Below are 24323 nucleotides of genomic sequence, written 5' to 3' on the forward strand. Positions count from 1 at the left end.
TGTATTGCCCACGGAGGTTGGTGACGGAACGCACGGCGTTGTGATCTTGAACGAGTGAGGGCCTTCCGGGTTCGGTGTGGATTGCGACATCTCCACCGAACGACAGAAGGCCCTCATGCCCCACCGTAATGCACCCCTGACCGAGACCGGACGCCTACGTCTGGCCCGCTGCGTCGTCGACGACCTCTGGCCGCTGCGACGGGCCGCGGAACGCTTCCAGGTGTCCGTCACCACTGCCGCCAGGTGGGCTGCCCGCTACCGCGAAGCGGGCGAGGCCGGGATGGTCGACCGCTCCTCGCGGCCGCACCGCAGCCCGCGCCGGACGCCGACCCGAACCGAGCGCCGGATCGTCAAGGTCCGCGTCCTGCGCCGCTGGGGACCGGCCCGCATCGCCTACCTCCTCGGCCTGAACCCGGCAACGGTGCACCGCGTCCTCACCCGCTACAAACTCGCGCGACTCGCCCACCTCGACCGGGCCACCGGGCGGGCGATCCGCCGCTACGAACACGCCGCACCCGGCGACCTGGTCCACGTCGACATCAAGAAGCTCGGGAACATCCCCGACGGCGGCGGCCACAGGGCCCTCGGCCGTGCCGCCGGACGCAGGACCCGCGCCAAGGTCGGATACGCCTACCTCCACAACGCCGTCGACGACCACTCCCGCCTCGCCTACACCGAAATCCTCACCGACGAGAAGAAGGAAACCGCCGTTGGTTTCTGGTCGCGAGCGCACGCCTACTTCGCCTCGTGCGGGATCACCGTGCGGCGGGTCCTGACCGACAACGGCTCCTGCTACAGGTCTCGTGACTGGCGCAACTCCCTTGCAAGGCAAGGAATATCGCACAAACGGACCCGTCCGTATCGGCCGCAGACGAACGGCAAGGTCGAGCGCTTCAACCGCACCCTCCTCGACGAATGGGCCTACGCGAGGCCCTACCGCACCGAGACGGAGCGACGCGAGGCGTTCCCGGCCTGGCTGCACTCCTACAATCACCACCGCAGACACACCGCGCTCAAGGGCCACCCACCCGCCAGCCGCGTCACCAACCTCACGGGTGAATACACCTAGCGCGCGTCGGGATTGGCGCGGGTGGGTGATGTGGCGGGCGCCCTTCGGGGCGGCCGAGGATCGCAACCACGCGCGCATGATCGGTAAATCCTGGAAGGCCACGTGGCGGGCGCCCTTCGGAGCCGCCGAGGATCGTAACGCAGAATGGGTTATGGATGCCGATTGTCCCCGCCGGGTCAGCTGCATCGAGGAGAGAAGCTAGTCGTGGTTCCTCTGCTTCTCGTCTTCGGGCGTGGGCGTCGCGGCAGGAGGGGTTGGCGGCAGCGTAGCGGCGGATGCGCGCAACTCTTGTCCGCAGCGGTCGCCGCGCGGACGATCATGTCGGGGGTGCGAGGCTCAGGCCAGATGGCGATGAGGTAGTCCTCGACGGGGTCCTTGCGTCCGGCGTCGTAGGCGGTGTCTCGGCCGCGGGCGTGCGCTCGTAGTCAATACCATCCCGTGCCTTCGGTGCTCAGGACGCAGGGTCGATATTGGTCCGTCGTCGAAGGAGTCGACCCGGAGTTCACCGAAGGGGGCGTACGCGCTCGCTTCGGTGAACTCCTGCCAGTTGTCCTCGTTCGCTATCGCGAATGAGTGGGCTCTGACGAGCGCTTGTACTCGCACATTGCCGGTGTGGATTCCTGTGTAGATCAGTGCGCCGCCCGACATGGTCACCACAAGGCCGTTCGACCTGAGTTCCTGGGTCATTCGCTGCAAGCCGCCGGAGAGGCTCTGCCCGCCCTGGGTTCGTCGCCGTCCCGGGCGATCCAGGGATTTACGAGGTGTTACGCCCGGTGCCCGTCCGGGCGTAACACCTCGCAACCCCACATGGGCCCACAGGTTGCTGCGGTCTCCGTGCTGGCCCCATGTGGCCAGTCCGGTGCTGACGCAAGTGGCGGTGGGATCGGTGCCGACAGGCACGGTGGTGATGTGATGCTCGCGCCGCCCCGGGGCAAGCGCACATGGTGAGGCCGATCTTCCGAAGAGCGTCACGGTGGTGCGGGAGGCGAATGGTTCGGCCGCGAGGGCGGCGCGAGTGTGAGGGCGTCCGCAACTGAGAGTCAACCGGGCTTGCTGGTCCTTCGCGCGCACCTGACGCCCGTTGTGTACCTGCGCGCTCACTTCGCGCTCACGCTCGGCGCTGGTTGGGAGGCGACTAGCTTGTCGCGATCGCAAAACCGCTGGTCACTGCCTTGGAAGCGGTGACCGATGGTGGGGCGTCAGGGGATCGAACCCTGAACCCGCGGATTAAAAGTCCGCTGCTCTGCCAATTGAGCTAACGGCCCGGTTGGGCGCCGGCGGTCGCCCGCGTTTTGCCCACCGGAAGAGTACCGGTAACCGATCGAACCTGCTGCGAGTATCCCCGGACACGCCGTGACCTGCGCAGATGGGGCTTGGGCGAACTCGACGCGGGTGCGTCGGCGGAGTAGGTCCGAGGGCGCGAACGAGACAATACGTACACGGCGTGGTGGAGCGCCCACACCTTGCGCTCCTCAGGAAATCCGCGTGACGGGGCAAAAATCCGGCTCAGATGGCCATGCTCGCGGAGATCCGGGCTCACACCGGGCTCACAATTGGCCAGTTCGGGCTTCGCGGCATGGCTACTCTGTGTTAATCGAGCTGTCTTGCGCACCTTGGCGTTCGGTTCGCGATGAGCAGCCAGCGCGATACACGGCAGACCGGGCAAGAGACGACCTACGGGGCGGCGCACGAGTTCGCACCTGGGCGAGTTCTGGCACGGGTCGCCGCCGGGCCTGCGCAGTCGCTCGGGTGCACAGCCGCCCGCACAATCGTCCGCGACCGATACGTCTCGGCGACGGCTCACGCCGCGAGCCTGGGTAGGACGCCGCTCGGTGGCGTCGGTCGTTGTCAGGCGGTCAGGAGTTCGTGCAGTTCTCGCGCGGTTTTTTCGCGTTGGTGTCGGGCGGGAACGGAGTGGTACAGGTCCAGGGCGCGGCGGTGAACGAGACCGGTTCGGAAGGCGGCGGGGAGGTCGGCCATGACGGTGATCGTGCGTCGGCATGCCTGTTCGGTGTCGCCGTCGTCGTGGTGGAGGCAGGTGGCCGCGTCGATGGTCAGCAGGGAGCGGGTCATGGTGCTGGTCGGCGCGGACAATTCCAGTGCCCGGTGTTGGCTCTCGCGGGCGCGGGTGGTGTCGCCGAGCGCGGTGAACGCGTGGGACAGGTGTACGTGGTGTTTCTGCTCGCCGTGGGTGAGCCAGGTGTCGGCCCGCGCTTGGGTGTCGAGCCGTTCCATGAACGCGTCGGCGGTCGTGATCGCCTTGCGGGCCTGTTCGGGCTGGTGGGACAGGGCGTAGGCGCGGGCGGCGACGGCGGCGGCGAGGGTCGCGGCGGCGGTGGGCCGGTCCCCGGCGATCTGCCGGGCCTGTTCGGCCAGGAGTGCGGCGGCCTGGGGGGCGCCGTAGTTCAGCGGCACCATCGCCTCGCGGGCCAGGACCCACGCGTGCAGTTGGTTGTCGCGGGACTCCTTGGCGGCGGTGGACGCGGTGGCGAACCACGCGCGGGCGTCCTTGCGGGCGCCGAGGTCGTGCAGCACGATCGCGACCATGCCCGCCATCTGCCCGGCGGTGCGGCACACCCGGATGCGTGTGGGCACCGGTTGAGGGGTGTCGAGGAAGGGCCGGAGTTCGGCGAAGTCGCTTGCGAGGTCGGCCAGTACGCGGGTCGGGGCTTGGCCGTGGTAGCCGTAGCCGTAGGTTTCGGCGGCGGCCTCCAGGTCGGACAGGTCGGCCGGGGCGGTGTCGGCGGCGAGCGCGAGGTCGAGCGAGCGTCGGGTGTCGGTCAGGGCGGTGAGCGCGGTCGCGCCGAGACCCGTGGCGAGCGCGCCGCGCAGCAGTCGGCGGCGGTTCACGGCGTCGTCTCCATCGTCGGACTCCGGTGGGGATGTGGGGAAGTGGTGCTCCCAGGGTCGCGCAGCGAGCCCCAAAAGCGCACCGGGAATCCCGAGCGCGTCCGCGACGCGTTCGATGGTCTCCAGCGCGGTCACGCTCGCATCACCCCGCGCGATCTTGGAGATTCGCTCGGCTTTCATCCCGCACGATTGACTCATCCGGTAGAAGCTGACGCCGTTGTTGCGCGCCATGGCGAACACCGCCGTGAAGTCGCGATCGTGGACGGCACGTACGAAGACCGGGTCGTTCAGTAATCTGCGCGGAATCCGGGCCGGTGACGGTCCTGAGTCGTCCACGAGTGTCCCCCTCTGCCCTCATAGCGTGACCCAGCGTCGCCGCTCCACGCCACCCCCACGGTGGGACCCCATCGTGGGGCTTACCGGCCGCCGCGGTCCCGGCTTCACTGGCGGATGTCACTCGGCCGAGTCAATCCGGCCGCCGATCCCGTCCACAGGAGGATTCATGGAGTCCAAGTCGCAGATCGCCGCCGCCGGTACCGAGGTGCCGGAGAAGGAGACCGACAAGATCACCGGGCCCGTGGTGGTCGCCGTCGACGTCGAGGACGAGGAGTAGTCCCTTCTCGCGTGTCCGCGTCCTGACCGGGCGCCCCTCCCACGCGGGTTCGCAAGGACCCGGGGAGGAGGGGCGCCCTTCGCGCTCCACCGTGGAGGTCACAGTGATTCACGTGTTCACGGGCCCGACGCTGTCGCGGTCGGAACCGGCCCTTGCCGCGCCCGGCGTACGGGTGTTGCCACCCGCACGCCACGGCGACCTCTTCGACGACGCGATCCGCGAAGGCGACACCGTGGTGCTCCTCGACGGCCTGTACCACCAGGCTCCGGCGCTGCGGCACAAAGAATTCCTGGCCGCGATGGGCCGAGGGGTGCGGGTGATCGGGGCGGCGAGTATCGGCGCGTTGCGCGCGGCCGAACTCGCCCCGTTCGGGATGCTCGGAGTCGGTGACGTCTACGCCGCCTACGCCCGGGGAGAGATCGTCGGGGACGACGAGGTCGCCGTCGGCCAGTCACCCGACGGCGACTTTCGCGCACTCACCTGGCCGATGGTCAACCTGCGCCACGTCCTGGAACTGGCCCACTCGGCCGGGGTCCTGGAGGGCGAGCGGGCCGCCGCGCTGTCGGCGGCGCTGCGCGCGATCTACTACCCGCAGCGCACGCCAGCCGCCGTGCGGGCCGTGTCCCGCCGCAGGGGCGAGACGCGGTTCGGCGAGTGGCTGGCCGAACGCCTCGAAGAGGACCGGAACTTCGGCAATCTCAAACGCGCCGACGCTCTCGCGGCCGTGCACGTCGCGCTCCACGGGCGGGCGCCGGCCGGGCATCGCCCCTTGCCCGCGCTGTGGGAGACGACGTACTTCCGACGCTGGTCCAACGCCTTCGCCCGCACCCGCGTCGACGGCCTGGACCTGTCCACCGAGGACCGCCTCGTCTACCAACAGGTGTTCGACCCGGCCTTCCGCGAGACCTGGGCGGTCTATCTCGAACGCCGCTCCCGTTGGCCGGTCGACGGCGGGCCGGGCCGGCCGCTTGCGGAGCGGCTGGGCCGAGCCACCGGTGGGGACCTGCCGGCCGATCGCGTGTTTCACCCAGCCGTCGACCTGCGGGACGAGGCGACCGTGGCCCTGCTGCTCGCCGGCGAGACCGCGGCGGACCGCCGGGCCGTCGCCCGGTACGCGCACGCCCGAACCCTGGCGCCCGGCAGCCGACTCGGGTTCTCGACCGCGTCGGTGCGCGAGGACCTCACCCGCGATCTCCTGCGGAGGGTGTGGCGGTGCCCCGCACAGGGCCTGGACGCGCAGGCGTCCGCGCGCGGGCTGGTCCACGGAGCACGCGCCGTGGAGGCGGCCAAGCGGCTCGTGCCCGGATTCCTGGACGAGAGGGCCGAGAAGACCGAGCGCACTCAGGAGGTCTGTGGTGGGCGTTGACACCTTGGTGGCGCTGCCGGGCACGGTGCGCGCCCGCACTCCTGAGCAGACATGGGAGGCGGTGGCGGGGCACCTGGGTGATTACGGCATCACCCGGGTCGCCGACCTGACCGGTCTGGACTGCGTCGGGCTACCGGTGTGGACGGCGATCCGCCCCGCCTCCACGACCCTGTCCACCTCCCAAGGCAAGGGCGCCACCCACCTGTTGGCGAAACTGTCCGCGGTCATGGAGGCGATCGAGTTGTGGCACGTCGAACAGCCGCTGCCGGTGGCCGCTCGCGGGCCGGCCGTCGACGTCGCGCCCCACTGCCCGGTGGCCGCACTGCCGTCAATCGTCCCGCACGCCGCTCACACCCTGGCCCGGATGGTGTGGGAGTGGACATCCGGAACCGGCCTGCTCGACGGCGAGCCGATACTGCTGCCGGTCGACCTGGTCCGCCGCCGGACCCGACGACCCGAATGGAACCCCGATGTGCTGCGTGCCACCAGCACCGGACTGGCCTGCGGCAACAACCGGGACGAGGCCCTGTTGCACGCGCTGTTCGAGGTGGTGGAGCGAGACGTGCTGTACCGCGACGCGATGGCGGACGGGCGACGGCGGACATGGATTCACCCGGAGTCGGTCCGCGACCCCTACGGCCGGGAGGTGGTCGAACGGCTGACGGCCGCGGGCATGGCGGTGGAGATCGCGCTGGTGGACGGCCCGTACGCGATACCGGTGTGCGTGGCCTACCTGTGGTCCTCCGACTTCCCCGTCGTCTTCGCCGGCGGCGGCTGCCACAGTGACCCGGAGATCGCGCTGACCCGGGCGTTGACCGAGGCCGCGCAATCCCGGGTGACCGCCATCGCCGGGACGCGCGACGACCTGCCCGGCGAGGTCGCCGGCTTCGACGCCCCCTCCTTCGCCCCGGCGCGGTCCACAGGGCTCGCTCCGTGGCCCGAGGCGACCAGCCGCTTCACCCCGACCCGGGGCGGCTTCGCCGGGCAGGTCGCCGACATGGCGCGGCGCGTTCTACAGGTCACCGGCCACGAACCGGTCGCCTTGGACCTGTCCGACCCGGCCGGCCCGGTCCACGCCGTGCAGGTCGTCTGCCCAGGCACCCGCTCACGGATCAGGAGGTCGATGCCCCGATGAACCCCACCACGGCGGCGCCTTCGCCCGCTCCCGGTGCCCGGCGCTCCGCCCGGTACGACGCTTTCCACGCTGCCCGCGCCCGCACCGACGCAGTCGCCCGCCTGTACGCCGCGGCGATGGGAGACGACTACCCGCACGAGATCGCCGCGTCGAGCTCGTGCGACTGGCCCCTGCTCGGGCTACTGACCGCGCGACTGCGGATGCGCCCGGGCCGGCTCCTGGTGGACGCCGGCTGCGGAACCGGCGGCATCGGCCTGTGGCTCGCCCGCGCCCTGGCCGTGCGCCTGGAGGGCTTCGACCTCTCCCCGGTCGCGGTGACCCAGGCCACCGGCCGCCGCGCCCACTTCCTGGACGGCGACATCGGTCGCGCCGCGTTCCGCGTCGCCGAGCTGGAGGACACCGGCCTGCCCGACTCCAGCGCTCACGGCATCGTGTGCGTGGACGCCCTCGGCCGGGCCACGGACCGGGACGCGGCGGTGCGCGAACTCGGCCGCGTCCTGGCCCCCGGCGCCCGGCTGGTCATGACCCGGTCGTTGCGGCGCGGCGCGCAAGGGGCCTGGGACGCACAGGCCCGTGCCGCCGGCCTCACGGTCGAGCACGTGGACGAGCGCCCGACCGAACCAACAATGTGGGACAGGCTCTACCGGCTGTGGATCGCCCACGCCGACGACCTACGCCAAGAACTCGGCGAGGTCCGGACACAGGACATGCTGCGCGAGGCGCACCGGGTCCTGCCCACACTGCCAGGCCGGCGCGCGGTACTGCTGACCCTGCGGCGCCCGAACACACCGGACACGGCCGATGCCGCCGGTAGGATGCCCGGGCCCGGGCGCCGTCCCGGTGACGAGTTACCCGGCGAGAGGACCTTGCAGTGAACCGGCACCAACCCGCCCGCGCGGCGGTGTTCTCGGCCGGGTCCTGGGGTACCGCCGTCGCCAAGATCATGGCCGACGCAGGCAGCAGCGTCGTCGTGCACGCCCGCCGCAGCGAGATCGCCGACGCGATCAACACGGCGCATCGCAACCCGAACTACCACCCGGACGTCGAACTACCCGCCTCACTGACGGCCACCACCGACGCGGCCACCGCTCTGGCCGGCGCGGACTTCCTCGTGCTGTCCATCCCGGCGCAGTCCCTACGGGAAAACCTCGCCCGATGGGCGCCGCACATCGGGCCCGACACCGTGATCGTGTCGCTGATGAAGGGCATCGAACTGGGCAGCGGCCTGCGCGCGAGCCAGGTCGTCACCGAGGTGACCGGCATCGGCGCGGAGCGGGTCGCGGTGCTCTCGGGACCGAACCTCGCCGGAGAGATCATGGCCGGCCAACCGGCCGCCGCCACCGTCGTCTGCCCCGACGAAGAAACCGCCCGCCGCGTCCAACGCGCCTGCCACACCCCCTACTTCCGGCCCTACACCGGCACCGACGTGATCGGCTGCGAGCTGGGCGGCGCGGTCAAGAACGTCATCGCCCTCGCGGTGGGCATCGCCTCGGGCATGGGCCTGGGCGACAACGCCGCCGCGATGCTCATCACCCGAGGACTCGCCGAGACCACCCGACTGGCCACCGCCATGGGCGCCCAGCCGACCACCCTGGCCGGGTTGGCCGGCCTGGGCGACCTGGTCGCCACCTGCTCCTCCCCGCTCTCGCGCAACCGCACCTTCGGCACCCACCTCGGCCGCGGCCTCAGCGTCGAACAGGCAACGGCCGCCACCCGACAGACCACCGAGGGCGTCAAGTCCGCCGAGGCGATCCTCGCCCTGGCCCACGCCCACGACGTCGAGATGCCGATCACCGACCTGATCTCCGCCCTGCTGCACGAGAAGCTCACCCTCGACCAGGCCACCACCGCACTGATGCAGCGGCCCCCCAAGCCCGAGCACTGACCCCGGCGCCCCACCTCGCGGGGCCCCGGTCCGATCCGCACGTTCCCCTCCTCGTCACGGAGGCTCTCGTCATGCGCGTTTCCGCGCTGCCCGTCGCCCAGATCGCCGTCACTCTCGCCCTGATCGCGTGGATGATCACCGGCTTCACCCGCCTGCCCGGCCGCTGGATGCGCTGGAAGATGTTCTGCCGCGCCACCTTCACGATCATCACCCTCACCGGCACCACCAATGACGGCCACACCGAGCCGGTCAACGTCTACCAGCACCTCTCCCCGGGCTCCTTCATCCTCGGCCCGCCCCAACTCCAGACGATCCTCGACCACCTCGTCCGCAGCGGCCGATACGAGCGCATCGACGGACACGGCCGCGTCCTGTCCGCACGCGGGGAGCAACGTGTCGAGGTGGTGAGCAGCCGTGTGGTTCGTTGAGGCTCTCGGCTCCGGCTTCCACACCCCCACCGACCCCGGACGACTCCAACTGTTCCGGATCGCCTTCGGCACCGTGTGCGCCCTGCGCTTCGGCCTCTCCTTCGGCCAAGGCGGCTGGACCCGCTTCGCACCCGGTTCACTCAGCTCCCACCTGGCCGCCCACCGCTTCGGCCCCACCCGGGCACGGCTGCTGACCACCGCGTACCGGCCTGCCCTGATCGTGCGCACCGCAGCCGCTCTCGCACTGGCGACCGGCCTCGCACCTCGCACCGCCCTACTCCTGGTGCTGGCCGGCGCCGCCATGGAACTTCTCTACCTCAAAAGCCCCAACGCCATCCGCTACACCCTGCTCACCGGGACCTGCCTCCTCCTCGCCGGCGACCTGGGCACCGGCCTGCGCATCGAGCACGACCCGAGCACGGCCAACACCTGGGCGCAGTGCCTTCTCGTGCTGGTCACCGCCGACATCTACTGGAACTCCGCCTGGCAGAAGCTCCGCTCACCCCAGTTCCGCAGCGGCCTGTACCTGGCGCAGTGGATCCACGTCTACACCACGGTCCGGGAACAGCTACCCCACCGGCGCCAGTACGCCGTTCCCGGCCTCGTCCGACGCCACGCGGGCAACCTCACCGACCGCGACGTCCGTGTATGGCGCCTTGTCGCCGCCTCTGCCATCCTCCTCGAACTCGCCCTGCCTCCAATGCTGTTGTTCCCGACAACGACGCCGTACGCCGTCGCGGTCGGCATCGGCATGCACACAGCCTTCACCTGCCTCAAGCCCCGCCAACTCGTCACCTTCTCCGGGCTCACCGTCGGCACCTACCTGGCCTTCACCGTGTGATCACGTTGGGACCGACGCCTCACCTACGCCCGCGAGCTCCTGACCGCGCGCGGCGACCGGGCTGGGCTGGACGACGTCGCTCTGGACGTCGTGCACTGCGGCCAGCCGATCGGACGACGGGTCGCCCGACAACGCGCCGGCTGGGACAGGCTGGGCCCGGAGCAGCGCGAGCGCTTGGTCGAGTTGGGGCTGACCCCGCCCGGGGCGGCGGCCGACACCGTGGCGCCGCCGCTGGCCGAAGCACCCGAACCGGACGGGCCCAAGCCCAAACGGACGCGGGAGCAGGCGTTCGGGATCGCGTTGAGCGCGGCGGCGGCCTATCGGGAGCGGGTCGGGCACCTCGAAGTCCCCCGCAGACACGTCGAGACCGTGACGGCGTTCGACGGACGGCGCGAGGACGTACGCCTGGGGATTTGGATCACCACCACCAGGAGCAGGCGACCGAAACTGCCAGCGGAGCGGATCGCGGCGTTGGACACACTCGACATGCGATGGACGTAGTCGCCTCGAACACGGAAGGACCGGCCCGGGGAACCGGGCCGGTCCTTCGTCGGGGGGCGGTGGGGTGGGAGCCCGTCGCTCGGGGGCGGTGCGATTCAGTTCTCTCCTCGGTGTCACGTTCGGCCGAGCGCGGGCACCGGCGGCCGACGGTGTACCGGCTCCCGCAGTAGGGCCGGCGCGGCGGGGCCCGGGTCAGGGGCGATGTCGGATGCGATCCAGGTCCGCGTCGAGGACGGCGAGGCCCGGTTGGTCCCGCAGCTCCTGCTCGCGCGCCCAGTCCTTCAGGTCGGCCCTGTGCGCGGCCCGCACCATGTCCACGGTGGTGCTGGTGAGGATCGCGAGCAACTCCGCGTTCGTCTCGCTCAGGCCGTGGTAGCGGTTCGCGGGGGCAAAGCAGGTGACGGCCTCTGCAGGGAGATCGGAGTCGGCCGCGGCGAGGCTGTCGACCAGCCATCGCCGGAAGACGATGCCCTGGGTGCGCCAGGCCGGGTCGTAGTCGTCGTATTCCGGTTCGGGATTGTCGAATTCACCGACCAGCCACCGCCGAAACGGCGAGTCTCTTGCGCTCCGGGCCGGGTCGTGATCGTCGTACCCGGGAACGTCGAAACCGGGCCCGGACCCACCCAAACGAGTGACACCAGGCCCGCTGTCGCGGTGTGTACCGCGAAAGCGGGCAGGCCGGTTCGCTCTTTCGGGCGGGCGCGTTCGCGCAGCACCTGTACTCGTTACACACCGTGAAAGCGGTAGTCGTGGGAGCAGGAAGTCGCAGCTTCGACCGCGCCCGGTGCGGGAGGATCGGGCTCACATCGGGCTCACAACGGCGTTCTCGACACTCCCGCGAGCGTCTAGTGGACAGCCGGAGAACCCAAAGCCCCAGGTCAGGCGGGTGCTACGAGAATCGGCGTCGTCATTCGACGCCCTTCGCTGATGCCGGGCGGCGGATTAAAAGTCCGCTGCTCTGCCAATTGAGCTAACGGCCCGGTTGGGTGACGCGGTCGCCCGCGTTTTGCCCACCGGCAGAGTACCGGTAACCGATCGAACCTGCTGCGAGTATCCCCGGACACGCCGTGACCTGCGGGAACGACACGGCAGGCGGCGCGGGTCCGGGGGCCGACAGCGTGGGCACCGGGTGTGTGAATCCGACAGGTCGTTGGCTCGCGAGGTGTGGTCGGGTGGTGCGCGGCTGCCACAAAAAGTCCGGGTGGGGGTGTGAGATTTGGCTGGGCCTGGTTGCCGGGGGCTTTCGGGCTCATGTTGGCCGCGTGATCGATCCGATCGGGTTCGTTGACGTCTCCGCCATCGGGCAACTCTCCGTGGTTGGACTCAGGTTGGCCGGACTGATGTGTATGCGGTGTAGGCAGTACGGGATCGCGGTCTCTCGGGCGGCCGGCGGCGTCTGGTGGGCGGCATCATCCGGAGGGTGACCCTAGCCGGGTGTCCCGGCCGTGGTGTGGTCGATGCCGGGCGAGTGCCGGATTCGATCGGCGCGCTTCGGGTTCTCGGCCAAGGCGGCGCGGAGAACGCGACGGAGAGCAGATCAGGGTCGTGTGGGAACACCGTGGAGCCGTACGCCGCGCGGGGCGCGGGGCGCGGGGCGCGGGGCGCAGGGCGCGGTCACTGTCGAACCGGGTGGGACTTGGGTAGGTCCCCTGCGCATCGAGATCTTGGGTGGGTGCGTGGCGGCGGGTCTGGTGCGTTCGCGAGCCGCTTGCGTGCACGTATCCCGACGTCGGGCGGCTGACGGCCGTCGGGCGTCCGCCGGGTGAGCGCACATCTCGCCTATACATTGCGTGTATAGTCACGCCATGTCCATCAGTCGCACCTCTCTGGGACTGCCCGGACGAAGGGCCGCCACGGCTACGACCTCAAGCGCACGTTCGGGGAGCGACTCGGGAGCAGTGGAGCGATCCCGTACGGGCAGGGCTACGCGAGGCGGTCCGCCTGCTGCGCGATGGCCTCGTCGGGATTGACGTCCCGGAGCCCGGCGCCGGCCCCGAGCGCAAGCGCTACGCGATCACCGGCGCGGGTCCGACCGGCGTCGAGGAGTGGCTCGCTCGCCCGAGAAGACTGAGCCGTACTTCCGGAACACCCCTGTAAAGCAGGAAGGTCGCCCTCGATCTGCTCTCGATCGCGCCGCAGCGGAGCCGCTGGATACCGGCGCGCCGAGCCCCTGCGGCTGACACGGGAGCCGACCACGCGCAAGCGCGAGCACGCGAGCACGCGGGCGACGCGGGCGACATGACCGACCAACTCATCTACGGCCACGCGCTGTTGCACTTGGAGGCCGACATCCGGCGGCTCGAACCAACCCGAGTCAGGCTCGACCGTCTCGCCGCGGAGGTGCCGGCGTGAACGGCACCGAGCCCGGGGCCCTGCCCACGGCGGCGAACCTGCACCGCACCACACCCGCGCTGGACGGAGCCTCGGTCGAGACGAACGCCGGCCAAGGCGTCGCCGTGACGGGTCCGTCCGGATCGGGCAAGTCGACGCTGCCGCACCGCCTGGCAACGATCGTCGCCCCCGACCGGGGGTCGGTCCGGTACGCCGAGCACGGTCCGACCACGATGTCCGATCGAAGCCGCAGCGCCCGGGTGGTGGTGCGCGACGGGCGCGCTCCCACCGCCCGCCGCGTCCCGGCGGCGTGTCCGTGAGCGGCCTGGTCTCTACCACCGCGCAGCCGGGCAGGCCCCTCGGGCGGGTTCGCGCGAGCGTGATGGGCGCGCGTTTCGCGGTCACCCGCGCGTCGTGGCCGCGGACGCTGCTGATGGTTGTCGGCATCGGGCTCGGGACCGCGTTGCTCCTGCTGGCGTCGGCGCTGCCCGGCATGCTCGACGCTCGCGAGCGGCGTGGTGCGGCGATCGTGGAAACCGCGAGCAGCCGACTCGTCACCCCGGGCGAGAACACCCTTGTCATCGCCTACGTCAACACCGAATACGGCAACCGGGACGTACGCGGCCGACTGGTGCGGGCCGAAGGGGCGCGACCACCGGTGCCACCGGGGCTGCGGGTGCTGCCCGGACCGGGTGAGATGGTCGCCTCGCCCGCGCTGGCTCGGTTGCTGGAACGGCCCGCCGGCGCGCTGTTGCGCGAGCGCCTGCCATACCGGGTGGTGGCGACCATCGGCGACGACGGACTGACCGGCCCGGCCGACCTCTCCTACTACGCGGGCAGCGCCACGCTCACCGCCGACGACGGCTCACGCTTCGACGGCTTCGGCACACCACGGGTGTCCGCGCGGCTCGGTCCGTTGTTGACGCTGCTCGCGGTGACCAGCCTGGTAGTGGTGCTGACACCGGTGGCGGTGTTCGTGGCCGTCGCCTCACGGTTCGGCGCGGAGTCGCGCGAGCGGCGGCTCGGGGCCCTGCGCCTGGTCGGCGCCGACCTGTCCACGACCAGGTGGATCGCGGCCGGGGAGGCCCTCGCCGCGGCGGCGGGCGGCCTGACCGCGGGCCTGGTTCTGTTTCTGTTGGGTCGCGGGGTGATCGGCTCGGTGGAGCTGTGGCGGCTGAGCGTGTTCCCCGCCGACGTACGGCCCTCCCCCGTACTCGCCGCATCGGTCGTGACGGCGGTGCCGCTGATTGCGGTGGTGGCGACCTGGGTGGGCCTGCGCGGGGTCGTGATCGAGCCCCTGGGAGTGGTGCGCCGAGCGCCGAGCCCGCCGCGGCGCGGGTGGCGGATGGTGCCCGGCCTCACCGGCGCCGTCCTCCTGTTGACGCTGACGAACGGCGGCGGCACACGCGGCGGGGGCTGGGCTCCGTGGCTCGCCGCCGCCGGGATCGTGCTCGTCCTCGTCGGCCTCACCGCACTGCTGCCGGGAGGTGTGACCGCGGTCGCGGCCCGGGGCGGGCGCGGCCCGTTGCCCTGGCTGCTGGCCCGGCGCCGACTGGCCGCCGACGCGGCGGGCTCGACACGACTGATCGGCGGCGTGACCGTCGCGGTGGCCGGCGCCATCGCGATGCAGATGCTGCTGGCGGGCCTCGCCGGTGGCTTCACCACACAAACCGGCCAGGACCCGGACCGCGCCGACCTGTTCGTCAGCACCAGGGAGGGTGATCCGGCCGGCGCGACCGCGCTCGCCGCGACCGTCGGCGTACGCTCCACGTTCGCGTTCACCGCAACGTCCGCGCGCGTACGCGGGGCAGCCGGGGACAACGAGATACCCCTGGTCGTCGGCACGTGCACGGCACTTCGCGAAATCGCCGCCGTGCGCGCGTGCACGCCGGGCGACGTGTTCACCGTGGCATCGCCGCAGGGGGCACCGCGGGTCGGGCCGGGCAGCGTGGTGGACCTTGCCATGACCGGGCACGACCGCCCGGTGACGTGGACCGTGCCGCGATCGACCACCGAGGTCGCCGCCGCCGCCGATCCGGTGCGCCAGTCCCGATACGGGCTGTTCCTGACACCGGAGGCGCTGGGGCCCGCCGGCAGGACGGTCGCGGGAGGGCTGATCGCGTTCGTGCGCCTGGACCCGAACCGCCACGACGCCGCCGACCGGGTGCGCAACGCGGCGGCCCGGATCGACCCGCGGGCCTCAGTCCTCACCCTGACCGCGACCACCGAGGACCGCATGTTCGCCAACATCCGCCGCGGCCTCCTCGCCGGCGCGACCCTGACCCTGGGCCTGGTCGCCGCCGGCATGCTCGTGTCGTCGCTGGAGCAGATGCGGGAACGGCGGCGCCCACTCGCCGCGATGGCCGCACTCGGGACCCCGCGCCGCGTCATGGCGCTGTCGCTGTTGGCGCAGGCCGCGGTGCCGATGGTGCTGGGACTGGCCCTCGCGGCGGCCGGCGGCATCGGACTCGGGTGGATGCTGCTGGCCGTATTCGACGAACACCCGCGCCTGGACCCGGGTTTCATCGCATCGGTAACCGCCGTGGGCGGCGCCGCAGTCATGGCGGTGACGCTGCTGGGCCTGCCCGCCCTGTGGCGGCTCATGCGACCCGATGGGCTGCGCATGGAGTGAGCAGCGCCTGAAGCGAGCCGGCGAGGGTCCCCGGCGCCCTCGTCGGCTTGGGTGCCGAGGCCGTGCCGCCGATTCGGCACGCGGATGTCAGCCCACCAGGGCGCAGCCCCATCCCCCTCCCGGGCCGTCGGCGTCCGGTGGCGGGCACTGGCCCGTGTCGCTGTCGAGAAACTTCACCTCACGGGTCGAGCCGGCGGCGGAATCGGTACCTGCGGACGCGGCGTGCGCAACGGAACCGGCGCAGACGGCGAGGATGCCTGTCACCGTCAAGGCTGCCGCGAACAGGACACGTGGACGAGTGGAGCGGCGGTGTGCGGACATCTGGTCTCCTCGTCGAGCGGGTCCCGGCGGTCGATGCGTGGCAATCGACCCGAGCCGGAAATTACCGGTAATAGTGACACGAAGTGCGCATGCTGTTACGTATGGCATTCGCGGCGCGTCGCGATCCGCCGCGGAGCGCCGGCCCTCCCGGGGGGACGCCGAAGCGGAGGCGCCGGTGCCCACGAGATCCGAGCCGCACAGAAGGGGCCGGTGGGGGCCCGGGAGCCGGTGGCGGGGGCGTCACGCGCAGCCCGGCGCGAACGGGATGTCCGGTGAGGCGGCGGCCCAGGTCTTTCGGTCGACCTTCCCGATGACGGCGCAGATCTCGCCGAGCACGTGCTCGACTCGCAGGTCCCACCAGCGCACGGTCCCGTCCTCGGCGGCGGAGACGAGGGTGGACTCGTCCAGGAACCGCACGCCTCGGACCCGGTTGGTGTGTCCGCTCAGGGTGACGGCGCGTCCCTGTTTCAGGTCCCAGAGGCGCACCGTGTGATCGCGGGCGGTGCTGACGAGTGTGTGTCCGTCCGGGCTGAAGGCGGCCGACGTCACCGGGGCGGTGTGTCCGGTGAGCGGCCTTCTGCGCTGAGCGCCCGTCGCCGGGTTCCACACGCGCAGCGTTTGGTCACGGCCCGCAGTGGCCAGGGTGGCGCGGTCGGGGCTGAGCGCGAGGCCCAGGACCGAGTCACGGTGGTCCGCGAGGGTGCGGACCACTCGGCCGGTGTGGATGTCGGTGAGTCGTGCGGTGTTGTCCTCGCTGCCGCTGACGAGGGTCTCCGGGTCGAGGAAGAGCAGGCTTTGGACGGCTTCGGGGTGTTCCGGCAGATCTCGGATCCGGTGGCCGTCGGCGGATCCCCACAGACCGATGCGGTGATCCTCGCCGCCGGTGGCGACCAAGTCGCCGGCGGCCGCCGGCGCGAAGGCCAAGGCGGTGATGCCGAGTTCGCTCGCGCGCCATTGGGCGATCCGCCGTCGCGTGGGTACCTCCCAGACGCTGACGCGACCGTCCTGAGTGCCTGCGGCCAGGCGGGTGCCTCCGGCGTCGAAGGCCACGACACGTACGGCCCCCGGTGGCACCGTTCCGGGTGCGCCGGTGCCGGCGTCGACGGGTGTGAACCCGGACGTGGGAGCCGCCGCGCTCGCTCCTTCGACCACGGTCAGCGTCGCGCTCGGCTGTCGACTGTGGGTGTCCCACAGGTTCACCGTGCCGTTCGCGCCGGCGGTGGCCAGTGTCGCAAGGTCGGGTGAGACGTCCATGCCCAGCCACGGTGTCATCGGCCGGGTCGTCGCCACGTCGCCGCCGGTTCGCCACAGCCGCACGCCGTCCAGGCCCGAGGTGGCCAGCACACCGTCCGACGGGGACGGCGAGAAGACGATGTGGCGCACCGGCCCGGTGTGGCCGGTCAGCACCACGAGTCGAAGTCGAGCGTCGACGTCCCACACGTCGGCGGTCTCGTCCTGGCCGGCCACCGCGAGACGTCGGCCGTCGGACGAGAACTCCACGTCGAAGATCGAGTCGGCGTGTCCGGTGAGTTCCGCCTCGCGCCGGCCGGTGGTGAGGTTCCACAGGCCGACGGCGTTGAGCCACTCGCCGGTGGCGACCGTCGTACCGTCGGGGGACAGCGCCACGGCACGGATCCGGCCGTGTCGTCCGGGCAGGACGCGGGATGTGCCGGCGACCAGGTCCCACACGTGCACGTTGCCGTCGAGCCCGGCGGTGACGGCGGTTGGGCCGTCTGCGGCGACGTCGACGTCCGCCAAGGGGCCGGAGGAGTCTCGCAGGGTTCGTTCGAGGGTTTGGCCGAGTCGGCTCCACAGCTGGAGGATGCCGTCCTCGCCCACCGACACCAGATGCCCGTCACGGGCGTACTTGAGCGCTGCCACCGCGCCTTGGTGGGCCTCGAGGTTCGAGTGTGCGAACAGTACTCGGCGCTGTGCGATATCCCAGACGGTCACCCTGCCGTGGGAATCACCGGTGGCGAGAACCGAGCCGTCGGAGGAGAACGCCAGGCAGCGCAGCGGATAGATGCCGGTGGAGGGCAGTTCGCCCACCGTCGCCCGAGTGGTCGGGTTCCACAGGCGCACCCTTCCGTCGACGCTGCCGGCGGCGACGAGCGGCGCGGTGGGCGACCAGGCGATGGTGTTCGCCGACCCGGTTCCCGCGTCCAGACGTCCCGCGTACGTCTGTGCCTGTGACCGCAGTACCGCGGCGCGCGCGGTGGGCGTGCGCGCCTGCCGGAACGCGGCCGCGGCCAGGGCCATCGAGGTTTCCGGACGGGTCGAACCGAGCGCGATCGCGCGTGACGCGAGCTCGTTGGAGAGCGCGACCCGGCGGTCGGCCACCGCTTGGCGCTGCCGGTTCACCACGACGAAGCCGGCGCACAGGGCCGTCAGGAGAAGTACGGTCAGCACCACGGTCGCCCGGCCGCGCCGGGTCCGGCGCCGTGCGGCCCGTCCCTCCGCGACCTCGTCCGCGGTGGAGGCGTCGACGAAAGCACGTTCGCTCTCGGGGACGCGGCGGCGTCGGGTCAATTCACGGGCCGAGGCGAGTCGGCTCCCGCGCAGGAGCAGCGCGCGTTCGTGGCCGGCGCGGCGCCATTCCTCGGCGGCCTCGCCCAGTCGCTGCGCGAGCAGGAGATCGGCGCGGTCCGTCTCCAGCCAGCCGCGCAGTCTGGGCCAGGCGTTGAGCAGTGCCTCGTGGGCGAGGGTGACCCCGTCGACGTGTGCGGTCACGAGTCTGGCTCGGGAGAACGCCTCCAGGATCCGGGCGGCGACCTCCGGTCCCCCCGGCGTACAGGAGTCGTCGACGAGACGCTCTCGGGACACGCGCCGACGGGTGGCGCGATGGGTGGCATCGACGCAGGTGAGCGCGGTGAGCAGCGGTCGCGCGCTCTCCTGTTCCTCCTGGGTCAGCGTCGACCAGGTGCGTTCTGCGGTGGCGCCGACAGCGCCGGCGATGCCGCCGGTGCGCTGGTATCCGGCCACCGTGAGTACGCCCGGGCCGCGGTGTTGCCAGGTGGCGAGTAGCGCGTGCGCGAGCAGAGGCAACGCCCCTGGCTCGTGAGCGTGCGGCTCGTCGGCGCCGGGCACGAGAGGTTGTGCGGTCGGCGCGATGTCGTGCGAGGCGAGGTCGCGCAACACCAATTCGACCAGGCCGGGCTCCAGTTCCAGACCCGCGACCTCGGCGGGACGAGTCACGGCCGCCCGGATCTCGTGCCTGCTCATCGGTTCCAGGGGGACCTGGCCGTCGCGCAGCGCGGCGACGAGTTCGGGGAAGGCGAGGCAGTGGCCGTAAAAGTCGGCGCGCAGACCGATCACCACGAGTGCGCCGCGGCCGGCTCGGCCGTCGGCGCGACGCGGCCCGACCGTGAGGGCGTGCAGGACCCGGACGAAGGCGGCGCGTTCGTCCGGGTCGCGGCACAGGGTGAAAGTCTCTTCGAACTGGTCGACGATCAGAATCGGACGCGGCGGATCCGGCGAGCCGTCGTCGAGGATTCGGGCGAGCGACTCGACGAACGTCTCGGCGGACGTCCCGGCGGGCGTCCCGGCGGGCTTCCCGACGAGCGCCTCGGCGGACATCTCGGCAGGCGTCGACGGGTCCGGTCGGGCCGTCGAGTCGGGCGGTTCGGCGCTCGGTACGCCCAGTTCCGCCGAGCAACGGGCGGACAGTTCGGCAAGGGGGTGTTCGCCCGGACGCAGCACGACGACGGGCCAGTCGCGTGATCCCGTCGCGGGCAGCGCGCCGCGGCGGACGGCGGGTACCAGACCGGCTTGAAGGAGCGACGACTTGCCTGCGCCGGAGCAGGCGACCACGGTCACCGGCCCGGAGTCGTCCAGGCGTTCCGCCAGGCGCGCGAGAAGCTGAGCGAGGGCTGAGTCGCGTCCGAAGAACCAAGGGGCGTCGCGCACCTCGAAGGCAGCCAGCCCGGGGTACGGGGAGGCATCCGGCGCGGACGTGCCGGACCGGGAGCCGGGAACGGATCGGGAGTCGGGAACGGATCGGGACACGAGGGAGGTCAGGAGCCCGCCGGTCTGCAACGCCCGGTCGCAGTTGCGGGCGATCTCGGCGGACATCGGTTTCTCGCCGTTCTCGACCTTGCTCAGATAGCCCTTGCTGTAATGCACGAGCGGGGCGAGACCTGCCAGGGACAGTCCGCGCGCCGTGCGCAGCCCCCGCAGACACTCTCCCGGAGTACCGGCCTGCTCAGGCGACTTCGGTACGGGCACGGGTTCCGGCGGTTCTGCGGCGGCGTCCTGCGTTCGCACGTGTCCGATCCCTTCCGCGCACCCCGCAGGAGCCGATTGTCATGATCTGCTCACTAAGCGTAGTGCACCGCAAGGGGTCGGCCGTGGCCCCGACGGAGGACGGAAACTCCGACCCGGACGCGGGGCGTCACCGAGTCGCTCTTCTCCGACGGTGCGCAACCCTGGCCGGCGCAAGGCTCTTTCCCCTGGTCGGGGACGTTTCCCGGCCCTCGGTCGGAACGAGAATCGGGGAACCCCTCCAGTTCTTCCCGAGACGCTCCGATCTTGATTGCACCGGGAGAAACCCGGGATCAAGGAAAGGCGTCGCCTCGCCCGTCGGATGTCGTCCACGGATCGAGCGTCGTCGCCGTCCCGCCCCGTCGGGCCACCCGACAACCCGCGGGCCATGTGAGAAAGGAAGTCCGATGCGTCTTCCCACCAGGATTTCGACGTCTGCGGCATTCGCCACGGTGGTGCTGTTCTCGGCGTTCACGCCTCCCGCATTCGCCGGGGCGGACGGGTGGGCGTGCGACCGCCCGACCCTGTGTCTGCATGAAAGCGCGAGCGGCGACGGGGACTATGTCAACGTCTTGGCCGACATCGCCGACACCACGCAATCCGATCGGGCCGGTCAAGCGCGCGGCGCGTACAACGCCGGCGCCGTTGCCTGGTGCCTGTATCCGCGAACTCACTTCCAGGGAACAGGCTTCCAGGTGGACCCCGGCGAGGCTGTCGCCCTGCCGTCGGCACTACAGGGGAGCGTGGGGTCGCTCCGCTCGGGATCCTGCTGACCGGCGACGACATCACACGCACGCCCCGCCGGCTCGGCAACCGGGTGCTCGAACCCGCCGAGGCTGCGGCGACTCGGTGCCAGGTCTGGGCATCCACCCTCTCGGCACCGACGTCACGCACGGGAGGAGGTCTACACGAGGCCCCGATGCCCGGCGGCGGTGAGTGCCCCGACTCTGCGGCGATGTCGGGGAACCGGATGCTCGGGACCGTGCCGGCTTCCACCGGGGCCGCGAACGACACGTTCGTGGCGGCAGCCCACGCAACGGATCCGGCCGGCCCCCCTCCTGGGATGGCCGGCCGGATCGGGTTCACGCTGTAGGAGCCTGATCTACTTCTCGGTCCACAAGGCCCAGCCGCCGTTGTCCGTCGGGCAGCCGAAGCGGGCCCATTCGCCGGCGCGGATGCCCTGGTGGCCGCGTGCGACACAGAACTCGGCGGTCGGGAACCAGGCGTAGAAGACGTAGTTGTTCGGTGCCGAGGGCGCGGCGGCGGTTACGGAGGACGCAGTGGTGACTGCGGTCGGGGTCGAGACTCGGATGGTGTCGGCCTCGGCCGGGCCGGCGAACAGTGCCAGGGCGAACGTGGCGACGGCGGTCGCGGCGGCGGCCCTGCGGGACATGCGGTTCATGACGATTCCTGACTTTCGGCCTGACATACGGGCAACCTCACGCGTCCGACGAAAGAGGTCCGACGCGTTTGCCGGGTCCGGATTCTCCCGGCGAAATCAGCATCGGAGCGCCCCGGGAAAAGCCCAAGGGGTCTCCCGTTTCCCAATCCCGACCGAAATCGGGAAACCATCCCTGATCAGGCACAACGTCCCTCGCCGGAGCCGACCGGGAAACCCTGCGGAGCCGCTGCGGGAGCCGCCGATCGGCGAAGAGTCGGCCACCGGGTCGTTTCCCCACGGCACACGAGCCTCGACGGCTTGTCGCGCAGCCGGCGGAAGGGGCGAGTTCCTCCCGTCCGCGACGAACGAACGGTCGAACCTGGCCACGGCGCCGGTGCGAGCGGGGCACCCTGGCCCCGGTATGTCCCACGTGTGTCGGCGGGCACGGCACGAGATCGTGGGTGGTGGAGGCGATCCGGTCGTCGGCGACGAGCCTCAGGCGCGCGTGCCCTCCCCCGGTTCCGGTCGGCCTGCGGCGCACAACTCGGCGGCGGCCCTTTGCAATGCCTCCCGATCCAGCGGATAGCGCGCCCGCGGGATGTCCTCGATGTCGTACCAGGCCGCAGGTTGGCCCACTTCGGGAGAAAGACGTTCCATCGGATCGGCGACGAATGCGTAGGCCAACCCGTACATGCGATCGCTTCCCCGACGGTTGCCCAGCACAGCGATGGGTTCGGGAAAGAGAGCCCGCACAGCCACGCCGGTCTCCTCGACAACCTCCCGGCGGGCCCCGTGCGCGGGATCTTCTCCGGGTTGCAAGCGTCCGCCGGGGGTGAGCCACCCGAATCTCGGGTGTCGAACCAGCAGGGTGTGCTCGAAGGTTGGGGAGTAGACCCAGCCGGCCACGATCATGGTCGCTGCCTCGGCGACACCTCCGCGGGCGGCCACGACGAGGCGTTCCCGGGATTCGTAAGGATCCATCCGGGCGAGCCGGGCCGCAGCCTCGACCATCGGCTGCCGACTCGGCAAAGGGACGTCGTCGGACATGTTCGATCCTCCGGATCACGGACGGAAATCGGTGGCGTTCGCGGCGGGCAACAGGGCGAATGCCTCCGAGGATGCAGCCGGCAAGGCCCACGGTCGCACCGGACAAAGGCGGTCGATCGCGAACCGGGAAGATTGTCGACATGGCTGTCACGGTATTGTTCGACAGCCGTGGCGCCCGTGGTATGTGTTGCGTTCGGGCTGCCGGAGAAATGCCACTCGCAATGGTGCATTGTGCTGATTTGGTGAGGTCCGGACCATTGTCGCCAGGTGATTCGAGGATATGCACCCGGGCTGTCGACTTGAATAGTGCCGTGCGGCAATATCCTGCCTCGGGCTCGGTCCTCCCCGGGTGACGAAGCAGGACCGATGAGGACGGTGGCGAGGTCCCGATGACAGATCCCAGGCCCGACGGTGACGTTGCGGATGGTGCGCAGACGCAGGGCTCGGGCTCGGGTCCGACCGGCGTGTCCCGTGCCGCAGCCCGCTCGGGCCGCCGGGCGGTCGGTCGTGGTCGTGGTCGCGCGGCGGAAAAAGGCGAAGAGCCGGACGCCTCGTCGGGCCGCAGCCGGCGACGGCCAAAGCGGTTTCGCAAGCTCAAGCTGACCGCGCTGATAACCGCGTGCGTGTTGGTGATGTTGACGGCGGCGGGGTGGGCCTATTGGGAGCACCTGAACGGCAACATCGAGTCGTCGGAGCGGAATTCCGGCGACAGCGATATAGCGAAGGCCAAGCCGGATGCATTCGGACATACCCCGTTGAATATCCTGTTGCTGGGGTCGGACGGCCGTGACAGCGCGGAGGACTGCAAGCTGGGCGGTGTTTGTCAGGACGGCGGGTCCGCACGCGCCGACGTGCAGATGCTGTTGCACGTCTCGGCCGATCGAAGCAACGCGTCGGTGGTGAGCATTCCGCGTGATACGCGGGTGGCTATACCGGCGTGCACCGACCCGGAAACCAAGAAGCGCTACGAGGCGACCAACACGATCATCAACGAGAGTCTGGCCCGAGGAGGCCCTGGTTGTGTCGTGGCGACCTGGCAGAACCTCACCAAGATGCGCATCGACCACTTCATGATGGTGAAATTCTCCGGGGTCGTGTCGATGGCCGACGCCATCGGCGGCGTCGAGGTGTGCGTCAAGCAGAACATCAAGGACGAGAAAAACTTCGTCGACAACCGGGGCGTGCGGCATTCGGAGGGCTCGCACCTGAAGCTTGAGGAGGGAACTACCAAGATTCAGGGTGTACAGGCGTTGCAGTGGCTGCGTACCCGCCACGCGTTCGAGAACGGCGGTGACGTCGGGCGGGCGAAGGCCCAGCACATGTACATCAACTCGATGATCCGCACCCTGAAGAAGGCCAGCACGCTGGCCAACCCGGCCAAGGTGCTTCCGCTGGCCGAGGCCGCGACGAAGTCGCTGCACGTGGACGACGGCCTCGGCAGCCTCACGAAGTTGATCGACCTGGCCGGTGAACTGAACAAGCTGCCGACCAACCGCATCACGATGACCACCATGCCGAACGTCCCGGACCCCCAAGCCCCGGATGCCCACCTGGTGCCGTCCCCGGATGCAGAACGTCTCTGGCAGCTGCTGCGTACGGACACCGCGTTCGACAAGAACGGTCCCCCGCCGGAGGCGACCCCCCAACCCCCGGCCATCCCGGA

Annotated in this window: 17 protein-coding genes, 1 tRNA gene and 2 pseudogenes; 13 read left to right on the plus strand and 7 right to left on the minus strand. The window is 70.8% G+C overall.

Going from position 1 to position 24323, the window contains the following annotated elements:
* Nucleotides 1-115 precede the first annotated feature (115 nt).
* A complete protein-coding gene (locus GT354_RS34915; protein ID WP_161360393.1) occupies nt 116-1069 on the plus strand; it encodes an IS481 family transposase in 954 nt (317 codons plus the stop codon).
* A gap of 1189 nt (nt 1070-2258) precedes the next feature.
* Here the strand turns inward: GT354_RS34915 and GT354_RS34920 are convergent.
* Nucleotides 2259-2334: transfer RNA gene (locus tag GT354_RS34920), tRNA-Lys, on the minus strand.
* Between the two features lie 583 nt (nt 2335-2917).
* Complete coding sequence (locus GT354_RS34925; protein ID WP_161360394.1) at nt 2918-4255, minus strand: hypothetical protein; 1338 nt, start codon at nt 4253-4255, stop codon at nt 2918-2920.
* 389 nt (nt 4256-4644) lie between these two features.
* Between GT354_RS34925 and GT354_RS34930 the strand changes: the two genes are divergently transcribed.
* The 7 genes from GT354_RS34930 (at nt 4645) to GT354_RS56015 (ending at nt 10688) form a co-directional block, all read left to right on the plus strand.
* On the plus strand, nt 4645-5898 hold the full coding sequence (locus tag GT354_RS34930; RefSeq protein WP_346012322.1) for a TfuA-like protein: 1254 nt from the start codon (nt 4645-4647) through the stop codon (nt 5896-5898).
* The gene (locus GT354_RS34935; protein ID WP_161360396.1) at nt 5885-7033 is read left to right on the plus strand and encodes a YcaO-like family protein; all 1149 of its coding nucleotides are present in this window, start codon (nt 5885-5887) and stop codon (nt 7031-7033) included. Before GT354_RS34930 ends, GT354_RS34935 begins: the two co-directional genes overlap by 14 nt.
* Nucleotides 7030-7908 (plus strand): class I SAM-dependent methyltransferase, encoded by an 879-nt coding sequence (locus tag GT354_RS34940; protein WP_161360397.1) that lies wholly within the window; start codon nt 7030-7032, stop codon nt 7906-7908. Before GT354_RS34935 ends, GT354_RS34940 begins: the two co-directional genes overlap by 4 nt.
* Nucleotides 7905-8918 carry an NAD(P)H-dependent glycerol-3-phosphate dehydrogenase gene (locus GT354_RS34945; protein WP_161360398.1) on the plus strand — a complete coding sequence of 338 codons (1014 nt, stop codon included), beginning with the start codon at nt 7905-7907 and terminating at the stop codon, nt 8916-8918. Before GT354_RS34940 ends, GT354_RS34945 begins: the two co-directional genes overlap by 4 nt.
* A 71-nt stretch (nt 8919-8989) precedes the next feature.
* Complete coding sequence (locus GT354_RS34950; protein ID WP_161360399.1) at nt 8990-9346, plus strand: hypothetical protein; 357 nt, start codon at nt 8990-8992, stop codon at nt 9344-9346.
* Nucleotides 9333-10187, plus strand: a complete 855-nt coding sequence (locus GT354_RS34955; RefSeq protein ID WP_161360400.1) for a hypothetical protein — start codon at nt 9333-9335, stop codon at nt 10185-10187. The genes GT354_RS34950 and GT354_RS34955 overlap by 14 nt, the downstream gene beginning before the upstream one ends.
* 90 nt (nt 10188-10277) lie before the next feature.
* Complete coding sequence (locus GT354_RS56015) at nt 10278-10688, plus strand: helicase associated domain-containing protein (RefSeq protein WP_161360401.1); 411 nt, start codon at nt 10278-10280, stop codon at nt 10686-10688.
* Nucleotides 10689-10880: 192 nt separating this feature from the next.
* Here GT354_RS56015 and GT354_RS34965 read toward each other — a convergent pair whose 3' ends face one another.
* Entirely contained in the window at nt 10881-11315 is a 435-nt protein-coding gene (locus GT354_RS34965) for a hypothetical protein (protein ID WP_161360402.1), read from the minus strand.
* Nucleotides 11316-12537: 1222 nt separating this feature from the next.
* On the opposite strand from GT354_RS34965, the pseudogene GT354_RS34970 reads away from it, so the two are divergent.
* The 3 genes and pseudogenes from GT354_RS34970 to GT354_RS34980 form a co-directional block, all read left to right on the plus strand.
* Nucleotides 12538-13040 (plus strand): annotated as a pseudogene (locus tag GT354_RS34970) (PadR family transcriptional regulator); the annotation flags it as partial.
* Nucleotides 13037-13273 (plus strand): annotated as a pseudogene (locus GT354_RS34975) (ATP-binding cassette domain-containing protein); the annotation flags it as partial. The pseudogenes GT354_RS34970 and GT354_RS34975, both read left to right, overlap by 4 nt.
* 62 nt (nt 13274-13335) lie before the next feature.
* Nucleotides 13336-15651 carry an FtsX-like permease family protein gene (locus GT354_RS34980; RefSeq protein ID WP_346012323.1) on the plus strand — a complete coding sequence of 772 codons (2316 nt, stop codon included), beginning with the start codon at nt 13336-13338 and terminating at the stop codon, nt 15649-15651.
* 87 nt (nt 15652-15738) lie between these two features.
* Here GT354_RS34980 and GT354_RS34985 read toward each other — a convergent pair whose 3' ends face one another.
* On the minus strand, nt 15739-15972 hold the full coding sequence (locus tag GT354_RS34985) for a hypothetical protein (protein ID WP_161360404.1): 234 nt from the start codon (nt 15970-15972) through the stop codon (nt 15739-15741).
* A 240-nt stretch (nt 15973-16212) separates the two neighbouring features.
* Nucleotides 16213-20235, minus strand: a complete 4023-nt coding sequence (locus GT354_RS34990) for a helix-turn-helix domain-containing protein (protein WP_161360405.1) — start codon at nt 20233-20235, stop codon at nt 16213-16215.
* Between the two features lie 404 nt (nt 20236-20639).
* Here GT354_RS34990 and GT354_RS34995 point away from each other — a divergent pair, with 404 nt between their 5' ends.
* Complete coding sequence (locus GT354_RS34995) at nt 20640-21005, plus strand: peptidase inhibitor family I36 protein (RefSeq protein ID WP_161360406.1); 366 nt, start codon at nt 20640-20642, stop codon at nt 21003-21005.
* 329 nt (nt 21006-21334) lie between these two features.
* Here the strand turns inward: GT354_RS34995 and GT354_RS35000 are convergent, their stop codons facing one another.
* A complete protein-coding gene (locus GT354_RS35000) occupies nt 21335-21634 on the minus strand; it encodes a hypothetical protein (protein ID WP_161360407.1) in 300 nt (99 codons plus the stop codon).
* Nucleotides 21635-22108: 474 nt separating this feature from the next.
* Nucleotides 22109-22660, minus strand: a complete 552-nt coding sequence (locus GT354_RS35005; RefSeq protein ID WP_161360408.1) for an NUDIX hydrolase — start codon at nt 22658-22660, stop codon at nt 22109-22111.
* 389 nt (nt 22661-23049) lie between these two features.
* Between GT354_RS35005 and GT354_RS35010 the strand changes: the two genes are divergently transcribed.
* On the plus strand, nt 23050-24323 hold a 1274-nt coding region (locus tag GT354_RS35010), incomplete at its 3' end, for an LCP family protein (RefSeq protein WP_161360409.1).

The organism is Streptomyces sp. SID3343, assembly GCF_009865215.1.
Taxonomy (GTDB): Bacteria; Actinomycetota; Actinomycetes; order Streptomycetales; family Streptomycetaceae; genus Embleya.